This window comes from Kitasatospora sp. NBC_00070, from assembly GCF_045041205.1.
In the GTDB taxonomy this organism is placed as follows: Bacteria; Actinomycetota; Actinomycetes; order Streptomycetales; family Streptomycetaceae; genus Kitasatospora.
Genome location: NZ_CP108247.1, coordinates 726,044 through 738,099, shown reverse-complemented (window position 1 = coordinate 738,099; position 12,056 = coordinate 726,044). Strand labels below are relative to the sequence as shown.

Here is a 12,056-nt window from a genome sequence, read left to right as displayed (position 1 = left end):
AGAGGTCGACATGCAGACACTCCGTGACACCCTGCTGGTCTTCGACAACCAGGTCCGCTTCACCTTCCGGAACAAGATCACCATCATCCTCGGCCTGGTCCAACCCGTCCTCTACCTGCTGCTCTTCGGCCCGCTGCTGACCAAGGTCGGCGGCATGGGCGGGGACGGCGACACCTGGCAGACCTTCGTGCCGGGCGTGCTGGTCTACCTGGCGCTGTTCGGCGCCGGGTTCTGCGGCTTCGGGATCATCTCGGACGTCCGCTCCGGCGTGATCGAGCGGCTGCGGGTCACCCCGGTCAGCCGGTTCGCCCTGCTGATGGGGCGGGTCGGGCGCGAGGTGGCGATCCTGCTCACCCAGTCGGTGATCATCGTCGCGGTCGGCTTCCTGCTCGGCCTGCGCGCCGTGCTGCCGGGCATCCTGGCCGCCGTGGTGCTGGTGGTCCTGCTGGGCGTCGCGCTGGCCTCGCTCTCGCTCGCCCTGGGCGTGGCCCTGAAGTCCGAGGACCAGTTCGCCCCGCTGCTCACCTCGGCGGCCCTGCCGATCATGCTGCTGGCCGGCATCCTGCTGCCGATGAGCCTGGCCCCGACCTGGCTGGACGTCATCTCCCGGCTGAACCCGCTGCGGTACGTGGTGGAGGCGATCCGCGACCTGTTCGCCGGTCACTACGCCACCGCGACCGTGCTGGAGGGCACGCTGGTCTCGGTCGCGCTGGCCGGGGTCTGCGTCCTGGTCGGCACCCGCACCTTCGCCCGCGAGAACGCCTGACCGCCACCGCACGGAAGGGCCCGGGGAGCCGTCAGGCTCCCCGGGCCCTTCGCGGTCGACGACCCGTCAGCCGGGCAGCCGGCCCGCCAGGTAGAGGTACCCCTCGCGGTCGACCCGGCCCAGGTCCCCGGTCCGCAGCCAACCCCCGGCCAGCACCCGCCCGGTGGCGGCGGGATCGCGCCAGTACCCGCTCATCAGGTGCGGGGCGCGCAGCCGGATCTCGCCGACGCCGCCCACCGGCCGCCGCTCGCCGTCCGGGCCGCACACCCGTACGTCGACGGCCGGCAGCGGCTGCCCGACCGAGCCGAGCAGCTCGGGCCTGGGCCCGGCCGCCGCGCGGTGGTCCTCGGGCCGCAGCAGGCTGATCGCGCGGATCTCGCTGCTCACGTAGTTCTGCGACAGGATCGGCCCGAAGGCCGCCACCGCGCGGCGCACCACGGCGGCCGGGACCGGACCGTTCCCGTACGGCAGGTAGCGCAGGCTGGACAGGTCGGTGCGGTCCAGGTCCGGATGGGCGACCAGCTCGGTGAACTGACGGGCCGGCAGGTACGTGCTGGTGATCCGCTCCGCCGCCACGGTGGCCAGCACCCGTCCGGCGTCGAAGCCGTTCATCAGCCGCACCGTGCAGCCCGCCCGCATCAGCATCAGCGCGACCTCGCCGCCGTTGCCCGCCAGCGGGCTGACCGCCAGGGTGGTGATCCCGGCCGGGAAGTCGCCGAGTTCGCCCTCGTGCGGGCGCCGCCAGGTGACGTTCATCGCGGTGAACCGGTGCACCGCGCCCCGGCGCCGTCCGGTGGTGCCCCGGGAGTACGCCACCAGGGCGACGTCCTGCTCCCGGGCCTGCGGCCGCATCGTCCCGCCCGGCATCCGGTCGGCCAGGGCCGACAGGTCGGTGCCGAAGCCCGGCACGCCGAGCGAGAACACCCCAGGTTCCGGCCGGCCCAGCGCCCGGGCGCCCCACCGGTCGACCACGAAGACGGCCGGCCGCTGCTCGGCGGCCACCGCGCGGACCGCCGCGACGTCCGCCGGGTCGCCCGCGTGCAGCGGGACGAACCGGCAGCCCAGCAGGTGGGCGGCCAGCCGGAGGGCGACGTGCTCGGGGGAGTTGCCGGCCAGGCAGACCACCCCCTCGCGGTGGGTCATCCCCTGGTCCTCCAGGGCCCGGGCGATCCGGCTGCTCTGCTCCAGCAACTCGCCGAATCCCACCCGCCGTTCGCCGTCCACCAGCGCGGTCCGGCCCGGCCAGCGGCGCAGCCCGCCGAACAGCTCGGCCGCGTAGCGGGACGGAGCGCCGCGCCCGGTGCGCCCGGCCGGGGGCAGCAGCCGGTGCTGCTCAGCCATCCGAGCCTCCGTCGTCGAGCACCGGGCCGAGGACCTCGTCGATCCTGGCCATGGTCGCCGGGTCGAGCTTCGCCCCGGACGCGGCGGCGTTCTCCCTGACCTGCTCCGGCCGGGAGGCGCCGATCACCGCCCCCGCCACGTTCGGGCGGTGCAGCACCCAGGCGACCGCCAGCTGGGACAGCGTCAGGCCCGCCTCGGCCGCCACCGGCTCCAGCAGGGCGACCCGGCCGAGCACCTGCTCGGTCAGCAGTCGCCGCATGAACCTGGCCCGCCCGCCGACCAGTTCGGCGGACCCCCGGGACCCCTCCGGCGCCGGCGCGCCGGCGCGGTACTTCCCGGTCAGCACGCCCTGGGCGAGGGTGAAGTACGGCACCTGACTGATCCCCAACTGCTCACAGGCCGGCACCACCTCCGCCTCCGGCTCCCGCCAGAGCGCCGAGTACTGCGGCATGTTGTAGACCAGCTGGACGTTCAACTCGCGTGCCAGCCGGGCCGCTTCGGTGATCTGCGGGGCGGTCCACTCGGAGACCCCGAGGTAGAGCACCCGGCCCGCCCTGACCAGGTCCGCGAAGGCGGACATGGTCTCCTCCAGCGGTGTGTTCGGGTCGTAGCGGTGCGCCGTGTAGAGATCGACGTAGTCGGTGCCGAGCCGGCGCAGCGAGGCGTGCAGTGCCTCGCGGACGTGCTTGCGGGACAGGCCGGAGCCGTTCGGTCCGGTGCCGGTCGGGAAGAAGACCTTGGTGCAGACCACCACCCCGTCCCGGGCCACGCCGGCCAGCGCCCGGCCGAGCAACTCCTCGGACCGGCCGAGGCCGTAGATGTCCGCGGTGTCGAAGGTGGTGATCCCGCTGTCCAGGGCCGCCCGCAGGCAGGCGAGCACGCTCTCGTCGGGTGTGCTGTCCTGCGGGTAGAGCAGGTTGCCGAAGACCACCTCGCTGATCCGCAGTCCGCTGCGGCCGAGATATCGGTGCTCCATGCCGTGTTACCTCCAGTCCGGTGGTCCGAACCACCGGTTCAGGGCCGTTGCCAAGCCGTCGGCCGGAGCGGCCGGTTCGGGCCCGGCGGCCCAGGCGACGTGGCCGTCCGGCCGGATCAGCAGGGCGGCGGCGGGTGCGCCCTGCGGCGCTTCGGCGGTGGTGACGTCGATCCGGTCGCGCCAGCGTGCGGCGGCCCGGGCCGGGGTGCCGTCCGGGGTCAGGTCGACCAGCAACCCTCGTCCCCGGTGCAGCAGTTCGGCGATCCGGGTGGGCACCCCGTCGGCCTTCAGGTCGAGGTCGGGGGCGAACCTGCCGTCCAGCGGGTGCCGTTCGGTGCCGCCGTCCGGTTCGCCGTAGCGCAGGTCGAGTCCGTTGAGCGCCTCGGTCAGCTGCCGGTTGGTGTCCGGCAGGTGCAGCAGCTCCTCGAACACCTGCCGCAGCGCGGTGACGTGGTGCTCGTCCGGGTTCATCAGCGCGAGCTGGGCCCGGGTGTACAGCAGCATCCGCTCGACCGCCGGGTGCCGTTCCCGGTGGTAGCTGTCCAGCAGGCCGGGCGGGGCCCAGCCGTGGATCTCGGCCGCCAGCTTCCAGCCCAGGTTGACGGCGTCGTGGACGCCGGTGTTGAGGCCCTGGCCGCCGATCGGGAAGTGGATGTGGGCGGCGTCGCCGGCCAGCAGCACCCGGCCGGACCGGTAGCTCTCGACGAGCCGGGTGGCGTCGCTGAACCGGGACATCCACTGCACCGGCTCCACCAGGTCGAGTTCCCGGCCGTAGACGCGGTGCGTGGCGGCCCGCAACTCCGCCAGGTCGACCGGGTGGTGGGCCGGCGGGTGCGGTCGGCCGTACTCGATGACCACCACCCGGCCGGTGCCGCCCTCCGGGGGGAAGGCGAGCACCACCACCCCGTTCGCGGTGCGCAGCCAGCGTTTCGGCAGGTCCCGTTCGGCGAGCGTGACGTAGCCGATCAGGGCGCTCACCGTGGGCGCGAACCCCGGGAAGCCGATGCCGGCGAGCCGGCGCACCGTGCTGCGCCCGCCGTCGCAGCCGACCAGGTAGCGGGCCCGGACCCGGTGTTCGCCGGCCGGCCCGGCCAGGGTCACGGTCACCCCGTCCGGGTCCTGGGCCAGCGCGGTGAGCTCGTGGCCGCGCCGGACCTCGACGCCCAGCGCGGTGGCGTGCTCGGCGAGCAGCTGCTCGGTCCGTGACTGCGGTACCAGCAGGCTGTACTGATGCCGGGTCAGGGCCAGCGTGTGGTCCAGGCCCCGGCTGAAGATGCCGCCGAACGGCAGGCCCGAGACGGTCGCCATGCCGTCCTTGAAGCGCTCCAGCAGGCCCCGGATGTCCAGGTACTCGACCGTGCGGGTGTGCAGCACCCCCGCACGGTCGTGGCCGGCCGGCTCGGTCAGCCGTTCGGCCACCAGGACCCGGACCCCGGCCAGGCGCAGCTCCGCCGCGAGCAGCAGGCCGACCGGCCCGCCGCCGGCGACCACGACGTCGTACTCCATCGGGCCTCCCTCAGCCGTCGAGGTCCGCGGCGGCGCCGCCGCGCAGCCAGGACTCGATCCGGTCGACCGCCGAGGCCAGCGGCGGCATGGCGAGGATCTGCTCGCGCAGCGCCCGCGAGGCGGCGGCCTGCGGGGCGTCGGGCCGGATCAGCTCGGCCACCGCGGCCCGGATCGCCGGCACCCCGGCCTGTCCGGCGGTCAGCTGGACGCAGGCGCCGGCCGCCTCCAACAGGTCGGAGTTGAGCCGCTGTTCGAAGAGGTGCGGCATGGTCAGCTGCGGGACGCCGAACCGGGCCGCGGAGAGCACGGTGGTGGCACCGCCGTGGTGGACCACCGCCGAGCAGCTCGGCAGCACGGTGTGGATCGGCAGGTCCTGGACGATCCGGACCCCGGGCCGGTGCCCGCCGAGCAGGGCGCGCTCGGCGGCGGTGACCGCCAGCACCGGTTCCACCTCCAGCTCGGCCAGCGCGTCGAGGATCTTCGGGACCAGGAACATCTCGGGCTGGTCGGTCGCGGTGGAGGTGAAGGTGCCCCAGGTGATGCAGACCCGGGGCCGGTCCGGCGGCTCCAGCACCCAGGACGGCACCACGCCGGGGCCGTTGTACGGCACGTAGGCCATCGGCACCGACTGCCCCGGCGCGTCGATCCGCAGCGCGGGCGGGGTCGGGTCGACCGCGAACCGGTCGAAGGTCTCCGGCGCCTCGACGCCGTACAGCGCGTAGGTCGGACCGAGCCGCTCCAGGACGTGGTGGGCCAGCCACTTGCCGGGGTCGGTGCCGTACAGGTCGGGACCCCAGGCGTGCCGGACCACCGGGGCGCCCACCACCTGGCCGGCCACCGAGGCGGCGAACGCGACCGGGTCACGGACGATCAGGTCGGGCCGCCACGCCTCGGCGTGCGCGACCAGGTCGGGTGCCATCATCTCGGCCACCCGGTGGAAGATCGTGATGATCGCGTCCCTGGTCCGGTACAGCGCGGGATCGGTCTCCGCCACGAACCTGCGGTGCAGCGCGGCGAAGTCGAGGTCGGGCCCGACCGGGACGGCGGTCAGTCCGGAGGCCAGCACGGTCTCCACCACGTGCGGCTGGGCGGCCACCCGGACCTCGTGGCCGGCGGCGCGGAAGGCCCAGGCGAGCGGGGCCATGAACATGTAGTGCGACGGCCAGGCCGCCGTCGTGAACAGGACGCGCACAGCGACTCCGTGAGGTCAGGAGGGCTTGGCCGCGATCAGCACGCGGTCTCCGGTCAGGGAGTCGACCGGGTCGGCCGACACGAAGGTGAAGCCGGCGTCCTCGGCGTAGCCGCGGCACTCCGCGACCGTGTACTCGGAGCCGCCGTCGCGCATGATCCCGCAGTTCAGGCTCTGCAGCAGGGAGACCGGGTCGGTGCGGTCGTCGTCGAGCATCGCGTCGTAGACGACCACGATGCCACCCGGGTTCACCGCGTCGAAGACCCGCTTGAGCAGCTCGGCCCGGGCGGCGGGCGGCCAGTCGTGCAGGACGTGTCCGAGGACGGCCACGTCGGAGGCGGGGGCGGTGTCGGCGAAGAAGTCCCCACCCGCGAAACGGACTTGACCGGTGGTGCCGAGTGCCGCCATGTGCTCGTCGAACAGCGGCTCCACCGGCGGCAGGTCGAACACCGCACCGGTCAGGTGCGGGTGGACCCGCACCAGGTGGGCGGCCACGTTGCCGCGGGCCCCGCCGACGTCGACGAAGGTGCTGTACCGGGACCAGTCCACGCAGCGGTCCAGCTCGTCGGCGACGAAGCTGTTGAAGGCGTCCATGTGCGCCATCAGCCCGCGCACGCCGTCGAGGTTCTCGAAGTCCTTGCGGAAGTCCCGCTGCACCTTGGCGGGTTCGGTGCGCAGCACGTCGGTGAGCGAGGCCCAGGAGCGGAAGTGCAGCCGGGAGTGCTGGGCGATCGAGCCGCCGAGGTAGCGCGGGCTGCCGGGGACCAGGAACTCGGCCGCCTCCGGGTGGTTGGCGTACCGGCCGTCCCGGCGCTCCAGCAGACCGAGGCCGACCAGGGCGTCCAGGAAGTCGGCGCCGGGCCGGGGGCGCAGGCCGAGCCGGGTGAACAGCTGCCCGGCGGTGGCGGGTTGCTCGGCGAGGAGCCCGAACAGGTCGAGCTCCACGGCGCTCTGCAGCACCTTCGCCTGGAAGTAGGAGGTGTTCAGCCGCAGCAGCGCGCGCGCCACCGAGGCCGGTCCCGAGGTCTGGGCGAGGACGGTCATGTCGTGCCTTTCCGTTGGCGGGGGAGGGGCGGGGCGGAGGAGGGGGTGTCCAGGAAGCGGTCGACCACGGTCCGGAAGTAGTCGGGGCCGAAAGGGGGTCGGGCCTCGGCGGGCAGCAGGCCGAGCAGCTTCTCGTTGGAGACCGAGTGGTCGTCGGTGACGTCCACGGTCTCGTGCACGGCGGCGGTGCCGAGCCGGGACTCCAGGTGGGCGATGATCTCCTCGATCGGTACGGCGTACCCCGAGGCGACGTTGACCACCTCGCGGGAGACGCCCTTGGCCAGCAGGGCGTCGATCACCGTGACCACGTCCCGGACGTGCACCACGTCGCGCCGGGCGCCGCGGTGCACCCGCACCGACCCCGAGCGGACCTGGGCGACCAGGGACGGCATCAGCTGGTGGCTGCGCTGGGTCCGGCCCACGGTGTAGGCGAGCCGCAGCACCAGGGCGTCGACGCCGGAGGCGCGCAGCACCCCCTCCATCGCCAACTTGTGCCGCCCGTAGGGTGAGTTGGGGAAGACCGGCCGGTCCTCCCGGCTGTCCCGGCTGCCCGCGCCGTACATGCCGCTGGCGCAGGTGGAGAAGTAGACCAGCTGCCGGCCGTCCCGCTCGCAGCGGGCGAGCACCCGGTAGAGCAGCTCGGCCTCCCGGGCGAACTCCGGGTCGGAGGTGCTGTGTCCGCTGGACACGCCGGCCGCGAAGACCACCGTGTCCGGATGGGCGGCGGCCAGCGGCCGAAGGCTGCCGGCCAGGAACCCGCGTCCGACGATCTCCATGGCGCTCCTCAGAGACGTTCGGCGATGAGCACCCGCAGCGGGTTGTGCGGCAGGGTGTGGAGCTTGGGCCGGGTGAAGCCGGCCGCCACGACCATGTCCTCGTACGCGGAGAGCGGGTGCACCTGCCCCTCGGAGGTCCAGGCGAGCATCAGCGCGGAGAACAGGTGCGGCACCGGGTCGCGGTGCGGTGCGGCGTCGCCGGTGCTGATCGCGATCGCCACCAGCCGCCCGCCGGGCCGCAGCGCGCTGCCCGCCCGGGCGAGCAGCTCGGTCGCCCGGTCGGTCGAGAAGTGGTGCAGGACGTTGGCCACCACCACCACGTCGTACGGACCGCCGAGCGGGACGTCGAACATGTCGCCGGGGAGGTAGTGGGCGCGGTCGCGGACCCCGAGCCGCTCGGCGTTGGCCTCGGTGACGGCGAGCACGTTGGGCCAGTCCAGCGACCAGACCTCGGCCCGCGGGTCGCGGGCGGCCAGGGTGTAGCCGTACAGGCCGTGCCCGCAGGCGATGTCGAGCACGGTGGGCCGGTCCCGGCCGGGCACCGGGAACACCGCGTCGGCCACCAGGTCGGCGATCGGCTGGGTGTTCAGGGTGCCGAGCTCGGCGAAGTCCTCCCAGAAGGTGTACGAGGGCGTCTCGGCGTTCTGCTCCATCACCGTGCCGCCGCTGCGGACGGCGTCGCCGAGCCGCTTGATCGCGTCCCACTCGTAGTCGCTGGCGGCGAGCCGGACGGCGTGGCCGTAGTAGTCGGGGTGGGTGCTGACCAGGATGCCGTCGGCGCCCGGGGCGAGCCGGAAGCGGTCACCGTCCGTCTCCAGCAGGCCGATCGCGGCGAGGGCGTTCAACAGGATGTGCACGGCGCGCGGGTCGGCCCCGCAGGCGGTGGCGACCGCCTCGGAGCGGGCCGGCCCGTCGGCGAGGGCGTCGAAGACCTTCAGGTCGACGCCGGCCCGCAGCACGCCGGTCCGGCGGACGGAGGACATCATGGCGAGCAGGTCCTGCCTGGTGACGGTCGGTACTGGGTCGTCGGTCATCCGGTCTCCCTGGGTTGGACGGGAACTGACGGTGCGCCAGAGCATCGTGTGTCCCGCTCCCTGGCAACCAGCTCAAGTCGTGGTCGAGCCCGGGGGCGTACAGGGGGTGCGCGGAATGTGACGCAGATCACAGACAATGAGCCGGGTTGCACGCCGGGTGACGGGGCGTGACGACGTCGAAGTAGACGGCCGGGGCCGGGCCAGCGGCTTTGCGGAACCTTTACATTTGTGACCTGGGGTTTGCCTGGGGGAGTTGAACACTCTCCGTGCCCGCACCAAGCGGTCGCCGTTCGGCGTTTCGGGCCGCCCGGGTAGGGGTGGTTGACCAGCGGCTTTGTGGGAATGGGCTAGGGGTGGCGGGGTCCGGGAGGCCGGCGGCCCCGGAAAGAACAATCTTGACGTGAACAATTAATCTCACGACACTAGTCTCACGAGACTTCGAGCACCGACGAAATTGCGGGGACTGAAGTGATCATGAGCGATCATCCCGAGTGCTTCAAGATTCAAGTTCTGGGCGCGCTGAAGCTGCGCACCCCCGACGGGGCCAACATGGCCGACGAGCTCACCGCACCCAAGCCGCGCAAGATCATCGCCCTGCTCGTCATGCAGGCGAACCGGGTCGTCCCGACGGCGGCCATGGCCCGTGAGCTGTGGGGCGACAACCCGCCGGTCAGCGTCCAGACCACGCTCCAGACGTACGTCCTGCAGATCCGCCGGATGCTCAGCCGGGCGCTGGGCATCCCCGCGGCCGAGGTGGCCCGGAACGTCCTGGTGACCAAGTTCGGCGGTTACCAGCTGATCGTCCGTCATGGCGACATCGACGCTCACGAGTTCGAGCGACTGATCGCCGACGGCCGGCAGGCGATCGCCGCCTACGAGGACGAGACGGCCGTCCGGCTGCTCACCGAGGCGCTCGAACTCTGGTGCGGGGCACCGCTGGTGGACGTCAAGCCGGGCCCGCTGCTGGACGCCGAGATCCGCCGTCTGGAGGAGAGCCGGCTGACCGCGCTGATGCAACGGGTCGACGCCCGGCTCCGGTTGGGGCGTCACCACGAACTCCCCGGTGAGCTGGCGTCGTTGGTCGGCCAGTACCGGATGAACGAGAACCTGCACGCCCAGTACATGCTCGCGCTGTACCGGTGCGGGCGCTGTCCGGAGGCGCTGGAGGTCTTCCGTCGGCTCCGCGAGCACATGGTCGGCGAGCTGGGGCTCGATCCGTCGCTGCGGATCCAGAGCCTGCACCGGGCGATGCTGACCGCCGACCCCGCGCTGGAGCAGGGCCCCGACCAGGCGGACGGGAACCTGCTGCTGGACCGGCTCGGCGGAACGCCCACGGCACCCCCCGGGCCCTGGGCGTCCCGCCTGGCCAGCTGACCGCCCGGCCGGCTGACCGCCCGGGCTACGCCGCCCGGCGCCAGTGCACCCCGCAGGTGTCGACCGGCACGATCGGCTCCCGGATGCCGTGCCGGGCGCGGAAGTCCGTGACGGCCTGCCGGCAGGGCTCGATGTTGTAGTCGTCGACGATCACGAAGCCCCCCACCGACAGCTTCGGGTAGAGGTGGGTCAGCGCATCCGTGGTGGACTCGTAGAGGTCGCCGTCCAGCCGCAGCACCGCCAGCGCGCCGATCGGCGCCGACGGCAGGGTCTGCTCGAACCACCCTTCCAGGAAACGGACCTGGTCGTCGAGCAGCCCGTAGCGGGCGAAGTTCTCCGCCACCTCCTCCCGGGTCACCTTGAGCACCCCGTTGATCCGGTGCAGCTCCATCTCCCGGTCCAGCGGGTGGCTCTCGGAGTGCACCACCGGCACGCCCTCGAACGAGTCCGCCACCCAGACCCGGCGGTCCCGTACGTCGTGCGCCGCCAGCACCGCCCGCATCAGGATGCAGACGCCGCCGCGCCACACCCCCGTCTCGATCAGATCGCCCGGCACGCCGTCCGCCAACACCCGCTCGACGCACGCCTGGACGTTGTCCAGCCGCTTCAGGCCCACCATCGTGTGCGCGGTCGTGGGCAGGTCGAGGCCGGACGAACGCAACTCGGTGCGGTAGCCGTCCACGTCGCCGTACCAGCCGACCGGGGCGTCCTCGTAGATGACGTTCGCGAGGACCCGTTTCATGAGATCCAGATAGAGCTCGCCGTTCGCTGCGACCACTTTTCCTCCTCGATCCGAAATACCGCCGGTCACCGGAACGGAAAACGTACGGCCGCGCGCTCGAAATCCGCTCGAAGGCCGGTGCCGAACGGGCTCCGGTCAGTTCGACCACGGCTCGACCGGCTCTGTGGGGGCGGCGGGATACCAAGGGGGAAATACATCCTGGACCGCAGGAAGGAATGGCCTTGAAATCTCTGGTTCTGGCCGGCGGCATGGGTACCCGGCTGCGCCCGCTCACCCATGCGATGCCCAAGCAACTGGTCCCGGTGGCCAACAAACCGGTGCTCTTCCACGGCCTGGAGCAGCTGGGCCGGGCCGGGGTCACCGAGGCGGCCGTGGTGGTCGGTGACTGGCACCGGGAGATCCGGGCGGCGGTCGGCGACGGCTCCCGCTTCGGCCTGGAGATCACCTGGCTGCGCCAGGAGGCGCCGTTCGGACTGGCCCACTGCGTGCTGCTGGCCCGGGACTTCCTCGCCGACGACGACTTCGTGATGTACCTCGGCGACAACGTCTTCTCGGACGGCCTGACCGGCCTCGCCGACACCTTCCGGAAACGCCGGCCCGCCGCCCAGGTGGCCGTGGTCCGGGTGCCGAACCCGGAGGAGTACGGCATCGTCGAGACCGGCCCGGACGGCCGGGTGACGGCGCTTCAGGAGAAGCCCCGCCGGCCGCGCAGTGACCTGGCGGTGGCCGGCGCCTACTTCTTCTCCCCGCTGGTGCACGACGCGGTCGCCCGGATCGAGCCGAGCCTGCGCGGCGAGTGGGAGATCACCGACGCGCTCCAGCTGCTGGTGGCCGAGGGGCATGAGGTCCGGGCCGCGGAGATCACCGGCTGGTGGCGGGACACCGGGCGGATCGACGACATCCTGGACTGCAACCGGCTGCTGCTGGACCGGCTGGAGACCTCGGTCGAGGGCAGTGTCGACCGGGCCAGCACGCTGCTCGGCCCGGTGGTGGTCGAGCCCGGTGCGCGGATCGTCCGCTCGCACCTGCGCGGCCCGCTGATCGTCGGCGCCGGCACGCTGGTCGAGGACAGCTACGTCGGTCCGCACACCTCGATCGGCGCGGACTGCGTACTCACCGACGCCGGCCTGGCGCACACCATCCTGCTCGACCGGGCCACCGTCACCGACGTGAACGGCATCCACGGCTCGGTGATCGGCCGCTCCGCCCGGGTCGGCAGCTCCCCGCCCGGCGGCGGGCACCGGCTGGTGGTCGGCGACCACACCGAACTCCGCGTACTCGCATGAGCGGTCCGGATCCGTACCCCAG

The 12,056-nt window shown here is 72.8% G+C and carries 11 protein-coding genes; 3 read left to right on the top strand and 8 right to left on the bottom strand.

What is annotated here, in order from left to right; translation table 11 throughout:
- The first annotated feature begins 10 nt into the window (after nucleotides 1-10).
- Nucleotides 11-766 (top strand): ABC transporter permease, encoded by a 756-nt coding sequence (locus OHV05_RS03400; RefSeq protein ID WP_403039676.1) that lies wholly within the window; start codon nucleotides 11-13, stop codon nucleotides 764-766.
- Nucleotides 767-832: 66 nt separating this feature from the next.
- On the opposite strand, the gene OHV05_RS03395 is transcribed toward OHV05_RS03400, so the two are convergent.
- The 7 genes from OHV05_RS03395 to OHV05_RS03365 are packed head-to-tail and all read right to left on the bottom strand — an operon-like array spanning nucleotide 833 to nucleotide 8,632.
- The gene (locus tag OHV05_RS03395; RefSeq protein ID WP_405016256.1) at nucleotides 833-2,107 is read right to left on the bottom strand and encodes an AMP-binding protein; all 1,275 of its coding nucleotides are present in this window, start codon (nucleotides 2,105-2,107) and stop codon (nucleotides 833-835) included.
- The gene (locus OHV05_RS03390) at nucleotides 2,100-3,083 is read right to left on the bottom strand and encodes an aldo/keto reductase family protein (RefSeq protein ID WP_405016255.1); all 984 of its coding nucleotides are present in this window, start codon (nucleotides 3,081-3,083) and stop codon (nucleotides 2,100-2,102) included. Before OHV05_RS03390 ends, OHV05_RS03395 begins: the two co-directional genes overlap by 8 nt.
- Nucleotides 3,084-3,089: 6 nt before the next feature.
- Nucleotides 3,090-4,589: an FAD-dependent monooxygenase gene (locus OHV05_RS03385; protein ID WP_405016254.1), complete on the bottom strand. Its 1,500-nt coding sequence runs from the start codon at nucleotides 4,587-4,589 to the stop codon at nucleotides 3,090-3,092.
- Between the two features lie 10 nt (nucleotides 4,590-4,599).
- Entirely contained in the window at nucleotides 4,600-5,781 is a 1,182-nt protein-coding gene (locus OHV05_RS03380; protein WP_405016253.1) for a nucleotide disphospho-sugar-binding domain-containing protein, read from the bottom strand.
- Nucleotides 5,782-5,796: 15 nt separating this feature from the next.
- Nucleotides 5,797-6,822: a methyltransferase gene (locus tag OHV05_RS03375; protein ID WP_405016252.1), complete on the bottom strand. Its 1,026-nt coding sequence runs from the start codon at nucleotides 6,820-6,822 to the stop codon at nucleotides 5,797-5,799.
- A complete protein-coding gene (locus OHV05_RS03370; RefSeq protein ID WP_403039660.1) occupies nucleotides 6,819-7,598 on the bottom strand; it encodes an NAD-dependent epimerase/dehydratase family protein in 780 nt (259 codons plus the stop codon). The genes OHV05_RS03375 and OHV05_RS03370 overlap by 4 nt, the downstream gene beginning before the upstream one ends.
- Nucleotides 7,599-7,606: 8 nt before the next feature.
- Nucleotides 7,607-8,632, bottom strand: coding sequence for a methyltransferase (locus OHV05_RS03365; protein ID WP_405016251.1), 1,026 nt, complete (start codon nucleotides 8,630-8,632; stop codon nucleotides 7,607-7,609).
- A gap of 474 nt (nucleotides 8,633-9,106) precedes the next feature.
- Between OHV05_RS03365 and OHV05_RS03360 the strand changes: the two genes are divergently transcribed.
- Nucleotides 9,107-10,006, top strand: a complete 900-nt coding sequence (locus tag OHV05_RS03360) for a BTAD domain-containing putative transcriptional regulator (protein ID WP_405016250.1) — start codon at nucleotides 9,107-9,109, stop codon at nucleotides 10,004-10,006.
- Between the two features lie 25 nt (nucleotides 10,007-10,031).
- On the opposite strand, the gene OHV05_RS03355 is transcribed toward OHV05_RS03360, so the two are convergent.
- Nucleotides 10,032-10,784, bottom strand: coding sequence for a TylF/MycF family methyltransferase (locus OHV05_RS03355; protein ID WP_405016249.1), 753 nt, complete (start codon nucleotides 10,782-10,784; stop codon nucleotides 10,032-10,034).
- Nucleotides 10,785-10,969: 185 nt separating this feature from the next.
- Between OHV05_RS03355 and OHV05_RS03350 the strand changes: the two genes are divergently transcribed.
- Nucleotides 10,970-12,034 carry a glucose-1-phosphate thymidylyltransferase gene (locus tag OHV05_RS03350; protein ID WP_405016248.1) on the top strand — a complete coding sequence of 355 codons (1,065 nt, stop codon included), beginning with the start codon at nucleotides 10,970-10,972 and terminating at the stop codon, nucleotides 12,032-12,034.
- The last annotated feature ends 22 nt before the right edge of the window (nucleotides 12,035-12,056 follow it).

Excerpts from the sequence above, each read along its gene's own strand:
- OHV05_RS03365 (WP_405016251.1), bottom strand. The coding sequence starts at position 8,632 with ATGACCGACGACCCAGTACCGACCGTCACCAGGCAGGACCTGCTCGCC.
- OHV05_RS03390 (WP_405016255.1), bottom strand. The coding sequence starts at position 3,083 with ATGGAGCACCGATATCTCGGCCGCAGCGGACTGCGGATCAGCGAGGTG.
- OHV05_RS03360 (WP_405016250.1), top strand. The coding sequence starts at position 9,107 with ATGAGCGATCATCCCGAGTGCTTCAAGATTCAAGTTCTGGGCGCGCTG.
- OHV05_RS03395 (WP_405016256.1), bottom strand. The coding sequence starts at position 2,107 with ATGGCTGAGCAGCACCGGCTGCTGCCCCCGGCCGGGCGCACCGGGCGC.
- OHV05_RS03385 (WP_405016254.1), bottom strand. The coding sequence starts at position 4,589 with ATGGAGTACGACGTCGTGGTCGCCGGCGGCGGGCCGGTCGGCCTGCTG.
- OHV05_RS03375 (WP_405016252.1), bottom strand. The coding sequence starts at position 6,822 with ATGACCGTCCTCGCCCAGACCTCGGGACCGGCCTCGGTGGCGCGCGCG.
- OHV05_RS03400 (WP_403039676.1), top strand. The coding sequence starts at position 11 with ATGCAGACACTCCGTGACACCCTGCTGGTCTTCGACAACCAGGTCCGC.
- OHV05_RS03370 (WP_403039660.1), bottom strand. The coding sequence starts at position 7,598 with ATGGAGATCGTCGGACGCGGGTTCCTGGCCGGCAGCCTTCGGCCGCTG.